This window comes from Pseudomonas purpurea, assembly GCF_039908635.1.
In the GTDB taxonomy this organism is placed as follows: Bacteria; Pseudomonadota; Gammaproteobacteria; order Pseudomonadales; family Pseudomonadaceae; genus Aquipseudomonas; species Aquipseudomonas purpurea.
This window is the reverse complement of record NZ_CP150918.1, coordinates 4,480,719-4,499,996: the sequence shown is the minus strand read 5'-3', so window position 1 is coordinate 4,499,996 and position 19,278 is coordinate 4,480,719. Positions and strand designations below refer to the sequence as shown.

The window sequence follows — 19,278 nt, the reverse complement described above, 5'->3', positions numbered from 1 at the left end:
CTTGATCAGTTCGTGCGGGGCGGGCTCGTCTGTTCGGCGGGCAGGGTCTTGTCGGCGCTGATGGCGATATGCGCGCCGTTGTCCAGTTTGATCTGGCCGCCGCTGACCACCTGCTCGCCGTTTTGCAGGCCTTTGGTAATCAGCACCAGGCCCTCGCGGCGTTCGCCGGTCTCGATGAAGCGCCGTTCGGCGACCAGGATCGGCTGGCCCTTGTCGTCTTTTTCAACGCTGCCATCGGCGGCTTTCTTCTCGGCCACCACGTACAGCGAGTTGCCATAGAGGGTGTAGGTGATGGCGCTTTCCGGCACGACGATTTTTGGCTGCGGGTTCGGCAGCAGCACCTGAAGGTCGGCGAACATGCCCGGTAGCAACTTGCCGTCAGGGTTGGCCAGGGTGGCGCGGACCAGCACGTTGCGGGTGCTGTTTTCGACTTTCGGGTTGATGGCGCTGATGGTGCCGGGGAAGTCCAGGCTCGGATACGCCGACACACTGACGTGTACCCCTTGGCCCAGGGCAATTTTCGGCACGGCTTGTTCGGGGACGTAGAAGTCCACGTAGAGGCTGCTCAGGTCTTGCAGGGTGGCGATTACCGTGCCGCTGGGAAGGAAGTCGCCGACGTCGACCTGACGAATGCCGATGGTGCCGCTGAACGGCGCAACGATGTGCTTCTTCGCCAGTGCAGCCTTGAGCTGATTGACCGTGGCCTTGTTCTTGGCAAGCTGCGCGGTGAGGCGGTCGAACTCGCCTTTGGAGATTGCCTGGCTGCCCACCAGTTGGCTGCCGCGACCGTAATCCAGTTGGGCCAGGCCGAGGTCCGCCTGGGCGGTTTCGAGCAGGGCGCTTTCGACGGCGCTGTCGAGTTGCACGATGGGCTGGCCGGCGGTGACCTTCTGCCCGGACTCGAACTGCACGTCCTTGACCGTACCGGCGATCTCCAGGCTCAGGTTCACCCCTTGCAGCGCCTTGAGCGTGCCGACCGTGGGCAGGCGCGCTTGCCACGGGCGTTCGGTGGCGGTGGCCACGGCGACGCTGATTGGCGGTTTCGGTACGGCGAAGGTCTGGACCATTTTGTAGATGGAGAAGGCTTTGTAGCCTCCCAGCATCAGGATGATCAACAGGACAACACCCAACATGATCAGCATGCGGCGGCGCAGCATATTCCACATCCTTGGAGATGAACCGGAAAAAACTGGCGAGTCAGACGCTGACATTACTCCGAGTGCGGGGGGGAATCCAACTGACACGTCTAACAGGCAGAGCACGTCCCTTGCAGGAGCAGAGCAAGCTTTGCTCCTGCAAGGGACGTGCGAGGTCAGATCAGGTGAAGATGGTTGTCCCAGAGTCCTGCGGGTAAATCGAGGGGCTTTGCAACGAGGGGAGCCTGGCGGCAATCGTAGAAGCGGCAACGCCCCTGGCCGGAAGTGACGACGAAACCGTCAGCCACCGCGCCGACCCCGGCGCAGTCCGGCAGCGGCGCATCGAGACGCAGTGCGCCGCTGTCCAGGTCCCAGATGAAAAAGCGGTTGCCGCGCGGTGCCGTGAGGGCCACCAGACGCAGATCGCTGTGCACCGCGACGCTCGCGGTGTAGTGCCCCATCGCCTGCAATTGTTGCTCGGCGACCGGGAACGCCACGAAGGGCTGGCCGGGACGCTTGATCGCCAACAGCTCGGACGACTCATGAGCGGCGCCCATGAATTGTTGGCCGGTGACGATGGTGCCGTCGCTGGCAATGCCCATGTGCCGCACGCTGTTCATCTGCTGGGCCAGGGTTTCCTTGCTCAGCAGGGTGCCGTCGCGCTGCATCAGCACCAGGCTCGGCTCCATGGCGTTGAGGTTCATTTCGACCCGGCTCTCGGCCTCGGTGCGAATGCCGCCGTTGGCCACCACCAGGGTTTCACCGTCGGGCATCCACGACACTTGATGCGGGCCGATGCCGTGGGTGGACATCTCGCCGCTGTGCACCAGCCGCTCGCCTTCGAACCGGTACACCCCGAGCAGGCCGCGACCCGGGTCGGTGGTGTCGTTTTCAGTGGCGTACAGCCACTCGCCACTGTGATGAATCACCGCGTGGCCGTAGAAGTGCCGACCGGGTTGCGACACCACGGTTTGCAGCAGCGTGCCGTCGCGCAGGTCGATCAGGTAACTTTCGGTGCCGGGACGCCGGGCGACAAACAAGGCCATCGGCAGCGTCGGGTGGTTGATGATGTCATGGCAACGCAGGCCGACCTGGGTGGTGAACACTGGCGTGCCGTCCAGCCGATAGCCGACGGCGTAGTGCTTGCCGTCGCTGTCGTCGCGGGCCGAGAGCAGCAAGGGGCCGTGGTCCTTTTGCTTGAACAGCTTCCAGCCGCCCAGCGTCACGGCACCCAGCAACAAGCTGCCCACTGTCAAAACCTGGCGTCGCAGCATGGCGCTACCTCTCATCAGTCACCGTCGTTGGCGTTGAAGCCCAGTTGGATGCCCAGCGCCTTGGCCAGTTCGCCTTCGTGCAGGCGATGGACGACGTTGAGGCTGTCGTAGAGGTCATTGAGCTGCTGGCGGCCGGCATCGTCGGCGAGCATTTCGGTGAGCGAGCGCTGGCTGCTGGCGAACAGTTTCAGGGACGCGGCATAAGCGGCGTCGATCTTGTCGGCCAGGGCTTTCTGCTCTGTCGGCAACAACCCGCGCAGGCCTTTGTTGTCGACGCCTGCCCACACGGTTTGAGCGGCGGCCAGGCTGGCTTCCAGGCTTTGCAGCGAGGATTGGCTACGCCATGCGTCCGCCTGGAACGGCTGTGGAATGCCCTTGGTCTGGCGACCCATCGGCGTGCCGAGTTTTTTCTTCAGGGTGTCGAGCGCGGTCACTTGAGCACGCAGCAGATCGGCGATGGCCTCGTGGGAGTCGGCGTAACGCTGGTTCGGGAACTTGGTCATCTGGGCGAGCATGCCGTCGGTGCTGTTCCAGCTGGCCAGGATCTCTTCGGCGAGCAGTTTCTGACGTTCGCCGATGGCGCTCAGCAGAGGGCAGTAACGGGCCTTTTGCGCGGCGTCGGCCACGTTGGCCTTGTCGTCGAACAAAATGTATTCGTAGGCCGAGAGGCCCTGGACGACGACACTGGATTTGGCCAGTGCGGCGGCGTCAATCTGCGGCTGGGCGTTGACCAGTTGCTCGACCTGACGGCCGACCAGGTTTTTCTTGTCCGGCCAGAATTGCACCTGCCACGAGCGGTTGCCTTCGGCCAGCGGACCGACCAGCAGCGGTTGCAACTCGGCCCAGGCTTTTTGTGCGTGGAGGAAGTCGGCGCGAGCGGTTTGCAGGTCCGACTTGCCTTCGCAGTAGGCCAGCGCACTCACGGCCAACTGGCGGTCGGCGTCGACCCAGCGGCTGTAGGTCGGCAGGATCACTTGCTTGGCGATGGCTGCCGACGTGACGGCTTGTGGGTCTTGGGGGGAGCAGGCACCCAGGGCGAGTGCGGCAAGGCTGGTGAACAACAACTTGGGACGAAACATGTCGGGCTCCCTTTTCTTTTGGGGTGAAAGCTTTATCTCGACGCTTGTGGTCAGCGTTAAAGAGAATTCAGAAAGGCCAGCAGCGCAGCGCGCTGCTCGGCGTTAAACGCTAAAACCTGTTGCTGCGCAGCCGTAGCTTCACCGCCGTGCCAGAGCACAGCTTCGAGCAGGTTGCGGGCGCGGCCGTCATGCAAAAACTGGGTGTGACCGCTGACCGTCTGCGTCAGGCCGATGCCCCACAACGGCGGTGTGCGCCAGTCGCGGCCGGAGGCCTTGAATTCGGTGCGGTTGTCGGCCAGGCCGTCGCCCATGTCATGCAGCAGCAGATCGCTGTAGGGGCGAATCACTTGATTGGCCAGTTCAGGTTCTGCGGCATTGGCGGCGGTGGTGAACTTGGGGGTGTGGCATGACTGGCAGCCGGCCTGATAGAACAGGTTCTTGCCGGCCAGTACTTGCGGTGCGCCAACATCGCGGCGCGCGGGGACAGCGAGGTTACGCGTGTAGAAATGCACCAGCCGCAGAATGTTGTCGCTGACTTCCGGTTCGCCCTGCGGGCCATCGCCGTTGGGAGCCTGCTTGCAGGCGGTCTGGGCATCGGTGCAATCATCGAGGTGTCTCAGGCTGGTCGTGAGGCCCATATCACCAGAAAACGCGTGAACGTTTTGTTGATTGAGATTCGGTTGCCCGGCTTTCCAGCCAAAACGGCCCAGCACCGTTTTTTGCCGGGCGTCATCCCACACGAGGTTCGGTCGCCCGGCGATGCCGTTTTCGGCTTTTTTCTGTTGCTCGGCGTTGGCCAGAATGTCGGCATCGGAAATCGCTTCGAGCAATCCCAGGCCGATCATTGGCGGGGCAACGCGCGCGGAAAAACGCGTGTCCGGGTGCAGGGGGCCGTAGCCGAGCTGGGTGATCTGCAATGTGGGTTTGCGCAGTTCGACGACGGTGCCGTCCTTGAACTGCACCGGGAGCGGTTCATAGGTGACGCGCACCTTGCCCTCCGGGACGACGCCCGGTATCGACATGTCCTGGAACTGCCCGCCATAGACGGGTTCGGGCACGACGCCCAGCTGTTCGATGACCTTGGCATAGGCCGGATCGTCAGGGATCGACAGACGCACCAGCATGGACACCGCGTTGTCGGAACTGGCGGTTGGCGGGTGACCGCGACCGTCCTTGATGTGGCAGCCCTGGCAGGCATTGGCGTTGAACAACGGACCGAGACCATCGCGGGCGGTGGTGGTCGACGGCGCAATCACCCAAGGGCTGCGAAAGAAACTGTTGCCGACGCTGAAGTCCAGGCGCCGGGTAGGCGACAGGTTGGCCGAGGGCAGGGAGAACGCATTCTGATCGGTTTTGCGCACCGTCGCGGCGCCACCGGAGCGGGCCTCGCCGGGTTCGGCCTTGGTAAAGCGCGGGGCGTCATCGCAGGCACTCAGGCCAAGGGCCAGCAACAGAGCGGACAAGCGAAGAGGCAGCGAGGGCATCAGACTTCCTGCAAGGCGAGCAAAACAAGGGCGCAAAGTTTAACAGGGCAGGGGAAATTGAATAAGAGGAATTATCGTTTGCTTGACCTGGGGCAGTGTTTATCTGGACACCACAATTCTCCTGTGGGATCACAATCCAGTGTGGGAGCGAGCTTGCTCGCGATGGCGGTCGCCGATTCAGCATCAATGTTGGCAGTGATGGCCCTATCGCGAGCAAGCTCGCTCCCACTGGGGGCCGTGTCAGGCGGATATAAAAAAGGCGACCCGAAGGTCGCCTTTCTGTTCAGCCAGCGTTGATCAGAACTCGTGATCAGCGTTGTCCGGGTTCAGGTCGCTGATACCCAGTTTGCCGGCAGCCGATTCGATCGAACCGGTCTGCTTGACCAGGGAGGCGATGGCGTCACGGACGATCTGGTTGCCAGCGGTATTGCCTGCTGCGATCAACTGGTCGTAGTGCTCACCCTTGTTGGCGTGGTCAACCATGACCTGGATCTTGGCTTCGGTTGCGGCCAGGTCGGCCTTGAGCGCTGCGTCGGCTGCCGGGTCGACTTTAGCCACCAGCGACGACAGGCTGGCGCCGGTCATTTTGGTGCCGTCTACGCGGGTGTACTCGCCCAGGTACACGTTACGAATGCCTTTGGCGTCGTAGAAGTGCGAGTTGTGGGTGTTGTCGCTGAAGCAGTCCTGCTCGTCTTCAGGAGAGTTGGCTTCCAGGGAAACCTTCATGCGCTCGCCCGCCAGTTCGCCCAGCGACAGGCTGCCCATGCCGAAGAGCATTTTGCGCAGGCCAGTCTCGCCCGGCTCGGCTTCCAGGGTGGCGCGGTAGTTGTCGGTCACGTCCGGTTTCCAGTTGCCGACCATTTCTTCCAGATCGCTGACCAGCAGTTGGGTCACGGCCTTGAGGTAGGCGCGACGACGGTCGTTGTGGCCGCCGGTGGCGCCAGCGCCTTCCAGGTAGTCCGATGCCGGGCGGTTGCCGGCGCCAGGGCCGGTGCCGTTCAGGTCCTGGCCCCAGAGCAGGAATTCGATGGCGTGGTAGCCGGTGGCAACGTTGGCTTCGGAACCGCCCAGCTCGTTCAGGCTGGCGAGTTTTTCCGGGGTGATGTCTTTGACGTCGACCTTGTCTTCGCCGACCTGGACTTCGGTGTTGGCGATGATGTTGGCGGTTGCGCCCGGGTTGCCCAGCGCGTGCTCGTAAGACTTGTCGACGTAGTCGATCAGGCCTTCGTCCAGCGGCCAGGAGTTAACCTGACCTTCCCAATCGTCAATGATGGTGTTGCCGAAGCGGAACACTTCACTTTGCAGGTACGGAGCGCGTGCCGCGACCCAGGCAGCCCTGGCGGCTTTCAGGGTTTCTTCGTTCGGCTTGGCGAGAAACGCGTCGATAGCGGTTTGCAGGGTCTTGGCAGTGGATTCGGCATCGCTGTAGACGGCGAAAACCATGTCGGCGTAATGCGCGACAACGGCTTTGGATGCAGCCTCATCGACTTTACCGGCAGCAGGCGCGGCGGGTGTTGCGGTGCTGGCGGCCGGGGTCGGTGCTTGAGGCGCGGTGGCCTTGTCTTTACCTTCGCCGCAACCGGCGAGGGAAATAGCGATGGCCAGCAGACTGGCGGTGGCCAGAGGCATACGAATCATGGCGAACATCCTGCTTCGGTGAATGAGTGGACAGGCGCGTGGGTGCGCAAAGCTGCGACATAATGCAAATCTTTCGCATTATGTGTAAAGAGCTGTACCTGTAAATATTTCCTATTCACGCGGCGGTTGCCCTGGGTCAAGCCTCAGGCTTCACAGGGGCAGGGCATGAGTACGCTGGGCTTGCTTGAGGTAGGCGCTCAACTCCCGGGCCGGCAGCGGTTTGCTGTAGTGATAGCCCTGACCCTCGTGGCAGCCTTCGGAAATGATGTAGGCCTCTTGCTCGGCGGTTTCGACCCCTTCGGCAATGACTTGCATGCCCAGGCTCTTGCCCAACTGGATGATCGCCCGAACGATGGTCGCATCGTCGTCGTCATCGAGCAGGTCCTGCACAAAGCTCTTGTCGATCTTGATCTTGTCCAGCGGCAGGCTCTTGAGGTAGCTGAGCGACGAGTAGCCGGTGCCGAAGTCATCGATGGCAATCAGCGCGCCTGAACGGCGCAGGCTCAGCAGGTGCTGGGCGGCGGTGCTGATGTCTTCCATCAGGCCGGTTTCGGTGACTTCCAGCTCCAGGCTGCGTGGCGGCAGGCGATAGATTTGCAGCAGGTTGTTGACCACGCGCGGCAGCTCGGCGTGGTGCAACTGCACGGTAGACAGGTTGACGGCCATGCGCAGGTCGACGAAGCCCTGGTCGTGCCATTCGCGCAGTTGCCGGCAGGCCTGGTCCAGCACCCATTCACCGATGGCGATGATCGTGCCGTTTTGTTCGGCCAGCGGAATGAACAGGTCCGGCGGCACCAGGCCGTGTTCGGGATGCTGCCAGCGAATCAAGGCTTCGACGCCCACCACCCGGTGATCGCGATAGCTGATCTGCGGCTGGTAGACCAGGTAAAACTGCTCGCGGGTGAGCGCGTCGCGCAGGTCTTTTTCCAGTTCGCGGCGGCGGCGCATCTCACTGTCGACACTGGCAATGTAGAACTGATAGCGGTTGCGTGAGCGGGTCTTGGCCAGGGTCATGGTCTGTTCGGCTTTCTGCAACAGCTTCTCGGTGCTGTCGCCATCCTCCGGGAACAGGGTGATACCGATAGTGGCCCGCAGGCGAATTTCCTGGTGGTCGAGGGCGAACGCCGCTTCGAGGTCGTCGAGGATGCTTTGCGCCAGCTCCGCGGCCTCGTAGGGTTGCTCGATGTCGGCCTGGACCAGCGCGAACTGATCGCCGCCCAAGCGGGCGAGGGCGCCGAGGCGACCGCTATGGGCGCGCAGGCGGTCGGCCAGGGCCAGCAGCAACTGGTCGCCGGTCTGGTAGCTGAATTGTTCGTTGATGCCTTTGAAATCGTCCAAGCCTACACACAGCACCGCCACCCGCCGTTGCAGGCGACCGGCGTCCACCAGGATCTTGTCCAGTTGCTGCTGCAATTGCTGGCGGTTGGGGAGCCCGGTGAGGAAGTCGTACTGCGCCATGCGCAACAGGCTGTTTTCCGCTTCGTGGCGCAGGTGCGTGTTGCGCTCGATGGATTCAAGCAACTGGTTGGCGGTGTTGATCCAGATCCCCAGTTCGTTCTTTTCGTGGCCCTTGAGCAGCGGGATCTTGTGCTCGCTGGGGCGGTCGGGATTGATGGTGGTCAGGTGCTCGATGATGCGCGACAGCGGTTTGGTCAGCAGCCAGTGATACACCAGGTACAGCACCAGGCCCATGGCCAGGGCGCGCAGTACGCCGGAGATGAAAATGATCACCGAACTGATGATAAACCCTTGGCCGTAGGTGGCCGTGTCGAGGGTGATGCTCAGGTCGCCGTAGTACTCGCTGTAAGGGCCACGACCCACCAGTTGGGTGGTGAAGGTGCGTTCCTTGCCCAGGATCAGGTCCGTCAGCCAGCGGCTGTGGGAGTGCTGCAGTTCGCGGGACTTTTGCGCGAGCATGGTTTCGTTGGGATGGCCGATGGACGCCATGCGCACAGCATCATCCTGAAACAGGCCTTCGATCACTTGCATGCCCATTTCCCGGTCGAGGCTGTAAACGGCCTGGGTCGAGGGGTCGCGGAACATGTCGAGGATACGCTGGGCGTCGTTGGCCACGGCCTGGTGTGTTTTATAGGCGTCGAAAACGATCTGCGCGCAGCTCAAGACGACGCCGACGATCAATGCCGAAAGGAGCACGACCCGGAGCAACTTCACCGACAAGCTGTTCTTGAGTTCCAGCTTCAAAGGGTAATTCCTTGTTCCGTGCGGGTAGCGTCAAGTTGCCATGAGTATTGGCAATCCCGGGATGGCAGTCAAAGGGACAATCATGCCAGGGAGATTTTGTTTGCAGGCTTGGCCACAATGCCGTGGTTGTTGGCGATTGGAGCCATTTGTTATGTGTCGGTAGGCACCTCCTGCAACTTGAGGGGCAGGGGAGAATATTTCCGCCTTGTCGAGGCTAGACAACGGGGGCGCAGGGGCAAGCGCGCGGTGGTTTGCAGCCTGTTGCACAGGAACAGGAGCAGCCGGGTGAGGGGCATAAAAAAACCCGGCAATGCCGGGTTTTTTCACTGCAAGCGGACTTAAGCGGTGAAGACTTTGCCTTCGAACTGCTCAGCCACGAACTTCCAGTTGACCAGGTTCCAGAACGCTTCGACGTACTTCGGACGAACGTTGCGGTAGTCGATGTAGTAGGCGTGTTCCCAGACGTCGCAGGTCAGCAGCGGGGTGTCGCCGCTGGTCAGCGGGTTGCCGGCGCCGATGGTGCTGGCCAGGGCCAGGGAACCGTCAGCTTTTTTCACCAGCCAGCCCCAACCGGAACCGAAGGTGCCGACGGACGTCTTGGTGAACTCTTCCTTGAACTTGTCGAACGAACCGAACGCAGCGTTGATGGCTTCAGCCAAAGCGCCGGTTGGTTGACCGCCGGCGTTTGGCGCCAGGCAGTTCCAGTAGAACGTGTGGTTCCAGACCTGAGCGGCGTTGTTGAAGATGCCGCCCGAGGAAGTCTTGACGATTTCTTCCAGGGTCTTGCCTTCGAACTCGGTGCCTGGCACCAGGTTGTTCAGGTTCACGACGTAGGTGTTGTGGTGCTTGTCGTGGTGGTATTCCAGGGTTTCCCTGGAGATGTGCGGCTGCAGGGCATCGTGTGCGTAAGGCAGCGGCGGCAATTCGAAAGCCATGATGATTCTCCTAATCAGGTCAGTTGCGGTGAGCGCAAGGCCGATCACGGGCGGCCAGACAAGCGCCGGGGAGTTTGTACTCTTTGCGGCGCAGGTGTCGGATCATAGCACCGGGGGTGCGGCATAACCACGCAACAACTGTGTGGAATAGAGGTTCCAGAGCCTTTTGGAATATTCGCGTAGCCCGATTAATTGAATCGCTACATCAGGCCGCGCTGATTAGCTGAAAGGCTACGGTGAACATCATTACGGCGACCAGCAGGTCGAGAATCCGCCAGGTGCCGGGGCGTGCCAGCCAGGGTGCGAGCCACGCGGCGCCGAGGGCCAGGGTGAAGAACCACAGCAGCGAGGCACTGGCGGCACCGACCACATACGCGCCGGGCTCGGTCTGTTGGGCGCCGAGGGAGCCGATCAGCAACACGGTGTCCAGGTAGACATGCGGGTTGAGCAGCGTCACCGCCAGTGCACTGAGCATCACCGCCCGCAGCGAGCGCACAGTCTGGTTTTCACCTTGTTGCAGGCTTTGTTTCGAGCAGGCCCCGACGCAGCGCCAGGCTGCCGTACCACAGCAGGAACGCGGCGCCGCCCCAACGTGCAACGGCCAGCAGCAGCGGATTTTGCGCCAGGATCGTCGCCAGCCCGTACACTCCGGCCGCGACCAGCAGGGCATCGCACGTCACGCAGAGCGCCGCGACGGGCAGGTGATGTTCGCGCCGCAGGCTTTGCGCCAGCACGAACGCGTTTTGGGTGCCGATCGCCATGATCAGCCCGGCGGCCACCAACAGGCCATTGACGTAGCTTTGCCACATAAGGATTTACTCCGCGTTTGTCGCCAATTGCCGCAATACGTTCATGGCACGATCAGCATCGGCCTGACCGACAAACAGGTGATCGTGGTAGTAACCGGCGATCACGTTGCAACTGATACCGGCCTGCCCCAATGCCGTGGCAAATGCCGCCGTGAGGCCCACTGCCTCCAGCGCCGAATGCACGTTGAGGGTGATCCACGCCGCCACGTAGTCGAAACTGAAACCGGCCTTCACCGCTTGCCGTCGTTCGAGGATAACCGTCAGGCCTTCCTGTTCGCGGAAGCTGCCGATGATCTCGCAGTCCCTGGGCAGGTGCCCGTCGCGGATAGTGCAGAACACGTATTCGCCGTCGTTGAGTTCCGGACTCATGCTGCGCAGCAGGGTTGCCAGGGAAGTTTCGCCAGCCATGTCGCTGATCCTTGTTCAAGAGTTCTTGCTGGCCATTCTCCGGTTCCACGCTGTATAAGAAAAACCAATATTACTGATCGCTCATTAGGAAAACTGATGTTCGACTATAAATTGCTTTCCGCCCTGGCCGCCGTGGTCGAGCAGGCCGGTTTCGAACGGGCCGCTCAAGTACTGGGCTTGTCCCAGTCGGCCATCTCCCAGCGGATCAAATTGCTTGAGGCGCGGGTCGGCCAACCCGTGCTGGTGCGGGTCACACCGCCAGCCCCGACCGAGATCGGCCGGCGCCTGCTCAACCATGTGCAGCAAGTGCGACTGCTGGAGCGCGACTTGCAGACGCTGGTGCCGGCGCTCGATGAAGAAGGTTTGCCGGAGCGCCTGCGTATTGCCCTCAATGCCGACAGCCTGGCGACCTGGTGGGCCGAGGCCGTGGGGGATTTTTGCGCCGACCAGCACCTGTTGCTCGACCTGGTGGTGGAGGATCAGACCGTGGGCCTCAAACGCATGCGGGCCGGTGAAGTGGCTGCGTGTGTGTGCGCCAGCGAACGTCCGGTGGCGGGCGCTCGCAGCGTGTTGCTGGGCGCCATGCGCTATCGTGCACTGGCCAGCCCGGCGTTCATCGCCCGGCATTTCCCGCACGGGGTTCGTGCCGATCAGTTGGCCCGCACGCCGGCGCTGGTGTTCGGGCCGGATGACTTTTTGCAGCATCGTTACCTGGCGTCGTTGGGCGTGGATGGCGGTTTCGAGCACCATTTGTGCCCGTCCTCCGAAGGTTTTATTCGCCTGACCGAAGCCGGGCTGGGCTGGGGGCTGGTGCCGGAATTACAGGTGCGCGATCAACTGGAACGTGGCGTTCTGGTGGAGTTGCTGGCAGATAAGCCGATCGATGTGCCGCTGTACTGGCATCATTGGCGCAACGGGGGGCAGTTGTTGGCCCAACTGACCGAGCATCTGGCACGGTCCAGCGGCCAATGGCTGGTGCCCTTGGACTGACCGGCAGCGTCAAGACCTCAAGCAGTCCGTAGTGCAACACGCATGACATTGAAAGACATCGGAGCAACTCATGAAAATTCTGGTCACCGGCGCAAGCGGCTTCATTGGCGGGCGTTTTGCGCGTTTCGCCCTGGAGCAAGGGCTGGACGTGCGGGTCAACGGTCGTCGGGCCGAAGGCGTCGAGCATCTGGTGCGCCGTGGCGCGCAGTTCGTCCAGGGGGACTTGAGTGATCCAATGCTGGTTCGCGACCTGTGCCTGGATGTCGACGCGGTGGTGCATTGCGCGGGCGCGGTGGGACTTTGGGGGCGGTATCAGGACTTTCATCAGGGCAATGTGCTGGTCACGGAAAACGTGGTCGAAGCCTGCCTGAAACAGAACGTTCGGCGGTTGGTGCACGTGTCGTCGCCCTCGATCTACTTCGATGGCCGCGACCATCTCGGCCTGACCGAAGAGCAGGTGCCCAAGCGCTTCAAGCACCCATACGCGGCGACCAAGTACCTGGCCGAGCAGAAAGTCTTCGGCGCCCAGGAATTCGGCCTCGAAGTACTGGCCTTGCGTCCGCGCTTCGTCACGGGGGCCGGTGACATGAGCATCTTCCCGCGGTTATTGAAGATGCAGCGCAAAGGACGCCTGGCAATCATCGGCAATGGCCTGAACAAGGTCGATTTCACCAGTGTGCAGAACCTCAACGAGGCGCTGCTCAGCAGCCTGTTGGCGACGGGGTCCGCGCTCGGCAAGGCCTACAACATCAGCAACGGCACGCCGGTACCGTTGTGGGATGTGGTCAATTACGTGATGCGCCAGATGGAAGTCCCACAGGTTACCCGCTACCGTTCCTACGGTTTGGCCTACAGCGTTGCGGCGCTGAACGAAGGGGTTTGCAAGCTGTGGCCGGGACGACCGGAGCCGACGCTGTCGCGTCTGGGCATGCAGGTCATGAACAAGAATTTCACCCTGGACATCAGCCGCGCCCGGCATTATCTGGACTACGACCCGAAAGTCAGCCTGTGGACCGCCCTCGACGAGTTCTGCGGTTGGTGGAAGGCCCAGGATATTCGCTGAAATAAACACTGAACCGAGTGTGGGGTTCAAGGTCGATCAGTGCGGCGAGTGAGCGGTTTATACTCGCAGCATTTAGCCATCACCGTGCTTTAGAAAGGTTGCCTCATGTCTATGCGTAACGATGCCAACGACGACTTCGACGATGTACCCAACCTGCGGGGCCGACACCCTCGACGACGACTTTGAACCGACTTCCGCTGCCCGCGAGCGCACCTCGGTGCATTCCCGGCCTGCGCCGGCGGCCAGGGTCAAAAGTGCGAACACGGGCCCGTTGTGGGCGCTGGTCGGTGCGTTGTTTTTCGCCTTTGCCGGTTTGGCCTGGTGGAGTTTTCAGCAGATTTCGCTGATGGAACAGCAACTGGTCGCCACCCAGGAAAGCTTTGCGCGGATCAGTGAGGAAGCGGCGGGGCGCTTGCAGGATATTTCCGGCAAGGTCGTGGCCAGTCAGACCAACGTCACCAGTGACAGCGAAGCGTTGAAGCTGCAAATCAAGCAACTGGAAAGCAAGCTGCTGGAGCAGAACAAACAGCAGCAGGGCGTCGCGGGCCAGGCCACGGACCTGGACAAGCGCCTGGCGCAAATGACCGCGCAAACCGCCGAGCAATTAGCCGCCAACGGTCAACTGCAAGCGCAGGTGAAAGCCTTGGGGACTGAACTGGCTGCGCTCAAGGGCGCTCAGCCGGACACCGGCAAGGTCGATGCCCAACTCAAGAGCTTGGGGGCGGACATCGCTGCCTTGAAAAAACAGGGCAACCCGGCCATCGAGCGTCTGGAGCAGGAGTTGATCGTCCTCAAAAGCCAACAGGACAATCGCCCGGCCTCGGTTCCGGGTGGCGGCAACACCGCCGAGTTCGATGCGTTCCGTGGCCAGGTCACGCGCAACATCAACACCTTGCAAAGCCAGATCCAGAACCTGCAACAGCAGATCAGCGCCCGTCCTTGACCCTGGTACGTTCCCGCGCCCGCGGGAACGCTTGCTGAACATCCATGCTTGCCTCATTGCCGTCTACGCTCTTGAAACATTAACAAGACGAGGGATGCGCAATGAGGTTTCTGCACAACACTACCTTGCTGGGTTGGCTGCTGGTGCTGTGCCTGGGGCAGGCGCACGCGGCTGCCAAGGCTGCGGATGACAGCCAGGCAGCGCTGACCCTGCTGGAAAAAGCCCTGGCCTATTACCACGACAATGGCGACAAAGCCTTCGCGGCATTCAGTCGCCAGGGCGAGTTTGTCGACAAGGACCGCTATGTTTTTGTGGTCGACACCCAAGGGGTGATGCTCGCCAGCGGTGGACCGTCTTCGGCATTGATCGGCCGCGATGTGTCTGAGGCGCTGGGGCCGGACTTGCAGAAAGCCTTCAAAAACGCCTTGCTGGTGCCTGAGGGTAATGGCATCCAGGAGGCCGAGTACCGCTGGCAGAACTGGGCCGATGGCAAGGTCGAGCGCAAACGGGTGTTCTACCAGCGCATCGGCGGCCGCATCCTGGCGGTCGGTTATTACCTGCCGCGTGCCTCGGCCGAGCAGGCCAAGGCGTTGCTCGACAAAGCCGCGAGCGATCTGGCCAAGGACGAGAAAGGCACGCTGACGGCGATCAACTCGCTCAAGGGGGGCTTTTTGCAGGATGACCTGTATGTGTTTGTCGTCGACCTGGACAACCAGCGCTACGTTGCCCATGGCACCAACCTGCGCTTGATCAACACCGACTTCGGCAAGATCAAGGACCCGGAAGGCAAACCCGTGGGGGAGCCGATCCTGGCGCTCATGGGGCAGCAGGATCAGGGTGAATACGCATACCGCTGGAAAAACCCGGTCACCGGCAAAATCGAAGACAAGCATGCCTACCTGAAAAAGGTCGACCACTTGCTGGTGGCGGTGGGGTATTACAGCCCTTGATGATGGCAGGCAGACTCAGTCTGCCTATCGGGCCTTGTCCTCCCGCCCTCGCAACAGCTTGTTCGGCATGCTGATGGCCGCCGCAAGGCCGAGTATCGACACCGCCGCGCTGTCGGCACCGGCACCGATGCCCTGAATGATCCGTGCGAGCACCCGTTGCTCCATGCTCTGGGCCATGCCGCACAACAGCGACGCCAGGGTGAACAGGCCCATGCCGAACAGCATCAATCGCCGTCGACCCTACCGATCACCGAGTTTGCCGTAGATCGGTACCGCCACGGTCATCGCCACCCTGTAGCCGGAAATCACCCAGGCCAGCAGGCTGACATCCTTGAACTGCGCGCAAATGGCCGGTGGGTGGTTTTTATCAATCGAGTGCTTGCATTTTTTGCGTGTGAGTCTGTCAATTGAAGGTGAAAGCTGAGCCGATACCTGTTCTTTTTGCCAAACGGTGCGATTATCGCCCGACACTCTGAGGCCTGGACTGAAGTGATGAACAAGCCTGCCCTTCCTTCGATTCCCGTATTCAAACTCCATGGCGAAAGCCTGGACTGGCCAACCCCGGACCTGCTGCATTGCGAAACCCTCTCCAAACGCAGTCGCGAACATCAGTGGGAAATCAAACCCCATCGGCACGCCGATCTGTGCCAGTTACTGTTTGTCTTCAAGGGCCACGCGGAGCTTGAGATCGAGGGCAAGCGCACCCGTATCGAAGAACCGGCGATCCAGGTGCTGCCACCGTTGTCGGTGCACGGGTTTCGGTTTTCCGAGGATGTCGAAGGCTTTGCGGTGACCCTCGCCGCGCCGCTGGTAGCGCACCTCCAGGCGCAGTTGGGCGACTCGGTGAGCGCATTCGTGCAGGCTGAAAGTTACCCGGCCCGCCAGGACAGCGAGTACCTGAACAGCCTGTTTTCCTCCCTGCAAAACGAATACGTCGGCCATCAGCCGGCCCGTGAAATGCTCATGCATTCGCTGGTCAGCGTGATTATGGTGTGGGTCAGCCGCCAGGTGATCCAGCGCCACGCTGCGAGCCAACGGCCACAACGTGCGCGCGAGTACCTCAACGGGTTTATTCAACTGGTCGAAGAACACTACCGCGAACATGTGAAGGTCGAAGACCTGGCGCACAAGCTGGGGATTTCCGTTTCCCACCTCAATGGCACCTGCCGTGAACTGGCAGGGCAACCGGCCTTGCAGATCATGCACGAACGCCAGCTGCTCGAAGCCAAGCGCTTGCTGACGTACACCAGCATGACCATTTACGAGATGTCCGATGTGCTCGGGTTTTCTGATCCGACCAACTTCACCCGGTTGTTTCGGCGGCGCGTGGGGATATCACCCAAGGCGTTTCGTGACCGGCTCAAAGCCGATCAGGACGGCGAGGATTGAAACCGCCCGTTACCTGAGGGCGTTCAGGGTCGCGTTGTGGGGTATGCAACGTTCGACGTTGCAACTCGCGTATTCACGTGGCAACTGCCGGGCCTGCTCCACCCGGTAGGCCGCAGTGCCATACAGCACCAGCGTGGCGGTGCAGGTGATGAAGATCGCGAGGTATCTTCTTGTTTTGGTGTTCATGGCGCTGACCTCTGAACGAATACCCTTGGGTATTACTATCAGCATAGGTCAGCGGGGGGGCGCCGCAAGCGACAGGCCTGGAACCGTGTGATATCCGCTCAAAGGCCGGCGTCCCATGCCGGCTCTTCGGGAAACCTCAGCACCAGGAAATCCAGCATGCTGCGCAGCGCCGCCGGCATGTGTTTGCGTGACGCATAAACGGCATACATGTTCATCTGCCGGGGCTCGGTGCCCGGCAGCAAGCGGACCAGTTCGCCGCTGTGAATGTGCACCCCGGCTTGATAAGTGGGCAGCATCGCCACACCGGCGCCGGCCATGGCGGCGCGCAGCAGGGTGCTGGCTTCGTTGGCGCTGATGTTGCCCTGTACCGGCACCGAAACCTGCTCGCCGTCCTGCTCGAAATGCCACAGGCTTTTGCCGAAGTAGGAGTGAGTCAGGCAGTTGTGCCGGCTCAGGTCCTCGGCCCGCTGCGGTGTCGGGTGTTCACGCAGGTAGGCGGGGGAGGCGCAGATCACCGAGCGGCAGACCGTCAGCCGCCGGGCGATCAGGTTCGGGTCCAGGTCGTTGCTGGTGCGGATCGCGAGGTCGATGCGCTCATCCACCAGGTTCACCGTGCGGTCGAGCATTTGCAGGTCGATGCTGACGCCGGGGTAGCGCTTGACGTACGCGGCCACGGCATCGGCCAGTTGCGCCTGACCGAACGAGGTGCTGACGCTGATACGCAACAGGCCACGCGGCGCATCGTCCGGCTCGCTGACGGCGGCCTGCATGTCGCTGGACAAGTCGAGCATCTGCCGGCACCGCGGCAGGATCTCGGTGCCCGCCGCGGTGAGGCTCAGTTTGCGGGTGGTGCGGTGCATCAACCGCGCGCCGACCCAATCTTCCAGTTCCGCCAGATACCGCGACACCACCGGCCGTGAGAGGTCCAGGTGATCGGCGGCGGCTGACTGGCTGCCCAGGTCGACTACCGTGATGAACACCCGCATTGCTTGAAGACGATCCATGATTTGCCCGCTTTCAGAAACAAACTATGTCCAAGCATCGCATTTTTTGTAACGAGTCAGGCAACTAAGCTCTCTCCCATCGCCAATCACGGCAGCACAGACCCGGAGCACATCATGATCGGATTCACCTCACTCAAGCGCTTGTTGCTGGCCACCGCCACTTTGGGTTTCGCTGCCCATGCTGCCGCCGCCCCCGCGCCGTTGACGCTGGACGTTTACAACCCAGGCACCGCTGCCATCTTCCCGGTGAGCTCGGTGCTGGTCAGCGGCAAGCACGACGCCATCCTGGTGGACGCGCAATTCGGCAAGTCACAGGCCGAGCAGGTCGTGGAAAAAATCCGCGCCAGCGGCAAGGAACTGACCACTATCTACATCAGCCACGGTGACCCGGATTACTACTTCGGCCTGGACACCATCACCGCCGCTTTCCCGAAAGCCAAAGTGGTTGCCTCGCAGCCGACGGTTGACCACATCAAGGCAACCGTTGAAGGCAAAGTTGCATTCTGGGGCCCGAAAATGGGCGCCGACGTACCGGCCAAAACCATCGTTCCGACCGTACTCAAGGGCCACAGCCTGACGCTGGAAGGCCAGAAGCTGGACATCATCGGCCTGGACGGCAAACAACCGGACCGCACTTTCGTGTGGATCCCGTCGATCAAAGCCGTGGTTGGTGGTGTGGTGGTAGCTGAAAACATTCACGTGTGGATGGCCGATACCCAAACCCCGCAGTCCCACAAAGACTGGCTCGTGACCCTGGACACCATCAAAAACCTGAAGCCTGCGACCCTCGTGCCAGGTCACTACCTGGGTGAGAGCGCTCGTTCGCTGGCTGCCGTGCAGTTCACTGCCGACTACATCAAGGCCTTCGATGAAGAAACCGCCAAGGCCAAAGATTCGGCCGAGCTGATTGCAGCGATGAAAAAGCGTTTCCCGACCCTCGGCGAAGAAAGCTCGCTGGAACTGAGCGCCAAAGTCGCCAAGGGCGAAATGAAGTGGTGAGTCGTTTTACCCTTTGTGGCGAGGGAGCTTGCTCCCGTTCGAGTGCGCAGCACTCGCAACATTTGCCATGAGTACGAAGCTTTTGGGGCTGCTGCGCAGCCCAGCACGAGCAAGCGCGCTCGCCACAGATCACACCTGAACTGGAGAACGTCATGAGCAAGATTGCAATTATCGGCGCCACTGGCCGTGCCGGCAGCCAACTGTTGGAAGAAGCCCTGCGCCGTGGTCACAGCGTCACCGCGATTGCCCGCGACACCTCGAAAATCGGCCAGCGTGACGGCGTCATCCGCAAGAATGTCGACGTCGCCGATGCCGCCGCCCTGCAAGCCGCCGTGGCTGGCCATGACGTGGTGCTCAGCGCCGCGCACTTCTCCAGCATTCCGGTCAGCGCCATTCTCGGTCCGGTGAAACAGGCCGGCGTCAAACGCTTGCTGGTGGTCGGTGGTGCCGGCAGCCTGTTGCTGCCGACGGGCAGTAAAGTCATCGACAGCCCGGGTTTCCCCGATGCCTACAAGGCCGAGGCCAGTGCCGGTGGCGTCTACCTCGATACCTTGCGCCAGGAAAAGGAACTGGACTGGACCTTCCTGTCGCCCTCGGCGGAATTTGTCGAAGGCGAGCGCACCGGTACCTTCCGCGTGGGCAAGGATGACCTGCTGGTGAGCGCCGAAGGCAAGAGCTGGATCACCTTCGCCGACTATGCGATTGCCATGCTCGATGAAGTCGAGAAACCAGCGCACAGCCGTCAGCGGTTTACGGTCGGTTACTGATCGGTCGCCAAAGCACGGACTG

Annotated in this window: 16 protein-coding genes and 3 pseudogenes; 7 read left to right on the top strand and 12 right to left on the bottom strand. The window is 61.6% G+C overall.

The genetic code is table 11. The annotated features are described in order from the left end of the window. Window positions 1-5 precede the first annotated feature (5 nt). The 9 genes and pseudogenes from AABM54_RS20105 to AABM54_RS20065 all read right to left on the bottom strand — a co-directional run bounded on the left by AABM54_RS20105 (window position 6) and on the right by AABM54_RS20065 (window position 10,965). The gene (locus AABM54_RS20105) at window positions 6-1,157 is read right to left on the bottom strand and encodes an efflux RND transporter periplasmic adaptor subunit (RefSeq protein ID WP_347901733.1); all 1,152 of its coding nucleotides are present in this window, start codon (window positions 1,155-1,157) and stop codon (window positions 6-8) included. A 155-nt stretch (window positions 1,158-1,312) separates the two neighbouring features. Beyond that, the gene (locus AABM54_RS20100; protein WP_347901732.1) at window positions 1,313-2,410 is read right to left on the bottom strand and encodes a DUF1513 domain-containing protein; all 1,098 of its coding nucleotides are present in this window, start codon (window positions 2,408-2,410) and stop codon (window positions 1,313-1,315) included. A gap of 14 nt (window positions 2,411-2,424) precedes the next feature. Next, window positions 2,425-3,489: an imelysin family protein gene (locus AABM54_RS20095; protein WP_347901731.1), complete on the bottom strand. Its 1,065-nt coding sequence runs from the start codon at window positions 3,487-3,489 to the stop codon at window positions 2,425-2,427. Window positions 3,490-3,545: 56 nt separating this feature from the next. Continuing rightward, window positions 3,546-4,973, bottom strand: coding sequence for a di-heme oxidoredictase family protein (locus AABM54_RS20090; protein WP_347901730.1), 1,428 nt, complete (start codon window positions 4,971-4,973; stop codon window positions 3,546-3,548). A gap of 297 nt (window positions 4,974-5,270) precedes the next feature. After that, a complete protein-coding gene (locus AABM54_RS20085) occupies window positions 5,271-6,611 on the bottom strand; it encodes an imelysin family protein (RefSeq protein WP_347901729.1) in 1,341 nt (446 codons plus the stop codon). A gap of 150 nt (window positions 6,612-6,761) precedes the next feature. Next, window positions 6,762-8,813, bottom strand: a complete 2,052-nt coding sequence (locus AABM54_RS20080; protein WP_347901728.1) for an EAL domain-containing protein — start codon at window positions 8,811-8,813, stop codon at window positions 6,762-6,764. A gap of 338 nt (window positions 8,814-9,151) precedes the next feature. Then, the gene (locus AABM54_RS20075) at window positions 9,152-9,748 is read right to left on the bottom strand and encodes a Fe-Mn family superoxide dismutase (RefSeq protein ID WP_347901727.1); all 597 of its coding nucleotides are present in this window, start codon (window positions 9,746-9,748) and stop codon (window positions 9,152-9,154) included. 205 nt (window positions 9,749-9,953) lie between these two features. Then, window positions 9,954-10,557 (bottom strand): annotated as a pseudogene (locus AABM54_RS20070) (LysE/ArgO family amino acid transporter). A 6-nt stretch (window positions 10,558-10,563) separates the two neighbouring features. Continuing rightward, window positions 10,564-10,965 (bottom strand): ACT domain-containing protein, encoded by a 402-nt coding sequence (locus AABM54_RS20065; RefSeq protein WP_347901726.1) that lies wholly within the window; start codon window positions 10,963-10,965, stop codon window positions 10,564-10,566. Window positions 10,966-11,061: 96 nt separating this feature from the next. Between AABM54_RS20065 and AABM54_RS20060 the strand changes: the two genes are divergently transcribed. From AABM54_RS20060 to AABM54_RS20045, 4 genes and pseudogenes are all read left to right on the top strand, one after another. Further along, entirely contained in the window at window positions 11,062-11,955 is an 894-nt protein-coding gene (locus tag AABM54_RS20060; protein WP_347901725.1) for a LysR family transcriptional regulator ArgP, read from the top strand. Between the two features lie 70 nt (window positions 11,956-12,025). Then, complete coding sequence (locus AABM54_RS20055) at window positions 12,026-13,018, top strand: NAD-dependent epimerase/dehydratase family protein (RefSeq protein ID WP_347901724.1); 993 nt, start codon at window positions 12,026-12,028, stop codon at window positions 13,016-13,018. Between the two features lie 105 nt (window positions 13,019-13,123). Further along, window positions 13,124-13,961, top strand: a pseudogene (locus AABM54_RS20050) (ATPase). A 101-nt stretch (window positions 13,962-14,062) separates the two neighbouring features. Then, the gene (locus AABM54_RS20045) at window positions 14,063-14,911 is read left to right on the top strand and encodes a cache domain-containing protein (RefSeq protein ID WP_347901723.1); all 849 of its coding nucleotides are present in this window, start codon (window positions 14,063-14,065) and stop codon (window positions 14,909-14,911) included. An 87-nt stretch (window positions 14,912-14,998) separates the two neighbouring features. On the opposite strand, the pseudogene AABM54_RS20040 reads toward AABM54_RS20045, so the two are convergent. After that, window positions 14,999-15,265 (bottom strand): annotated as a pseudogene (locus AABM54_RS20040) (MFS transporter); the annotation flags it as partial. Window positions 15,266-15,403: 138 nt separating this feature from the next. Between AABM54_RS20040 and AABM54_RS20035 the strand changes: the two are divergent. Continuing rightward, window positions 15,404-16,300, top strand: coding sequence for a helix-turn-helix domain-containing protein (locus AABM54_RS20035; protein ID WP_347901722.1), 897 nt, complete (start codon window positions 15,404-15,406; stop codon window positions 16,298-16,300). 9 nt (window positions 16,301-16,309) lie between these two features. Here the strand turns inward: AABM54_RS20035 and AABM54_RS20030 are convergent, their stop codons facing one another. Both AABM54_RS20030 and AABM54_RS20025 read right to left on the bottom strand, forming a co-directional pair. After that, window positions 16,310-16,486, bottom strand: a complete 177-nt coding sequence (locus tag AABM54_RS20030) for a hypothetical protein (RefSeq protein ID WP_347901721.1) — start codon at window positions 16,484-16,486, stop codon at window positions 16,310-16,312. A gap of 98 nt (window positions 16,487-16,584) precedes the next feature. Further along, a complete protein-coding gene (locus tag AABM54_RS20025) occupies window positions 16,585-17,490 on the bottom strand; it encodes a LysR family transcriptional regulator (protein ID WP_347901720.1) in 906 nt (301 codons plus the stop codon). A 114-nt stretch (window positions 17,491-17,604) separates the two neighbouring features. On the opposite strand from AABM54_RS20025, the gene AABM54_RS20020 reads away from it, so the two are divergent. Further along, window positions 17,605-18,489, top strand: a complete 885-nt coding sequence (locus AABM54_RS20020; protein WP_347901719.1) for an MBL fold metallo-hydrolase — start codon at window positions 17,605-17,607, stop codon at window positions 18,487-18,489. A 152-nt stretch (window positions 18,490-18,641) separates the two neighbouring features. Next, complete coding sequence (locus tag AABM54_RS20015) at window positions 18,642-19,256, top strand: NAD(P)-dependent oxidoreductase (RefSeq protein ID WP_347901718.1); 615 nt, start codon at window positions 18,642-18,644, stop codon at window positions 19,254-19,256. Window positions 19,257-19,278: the final 22 nt, after the last annotated feature.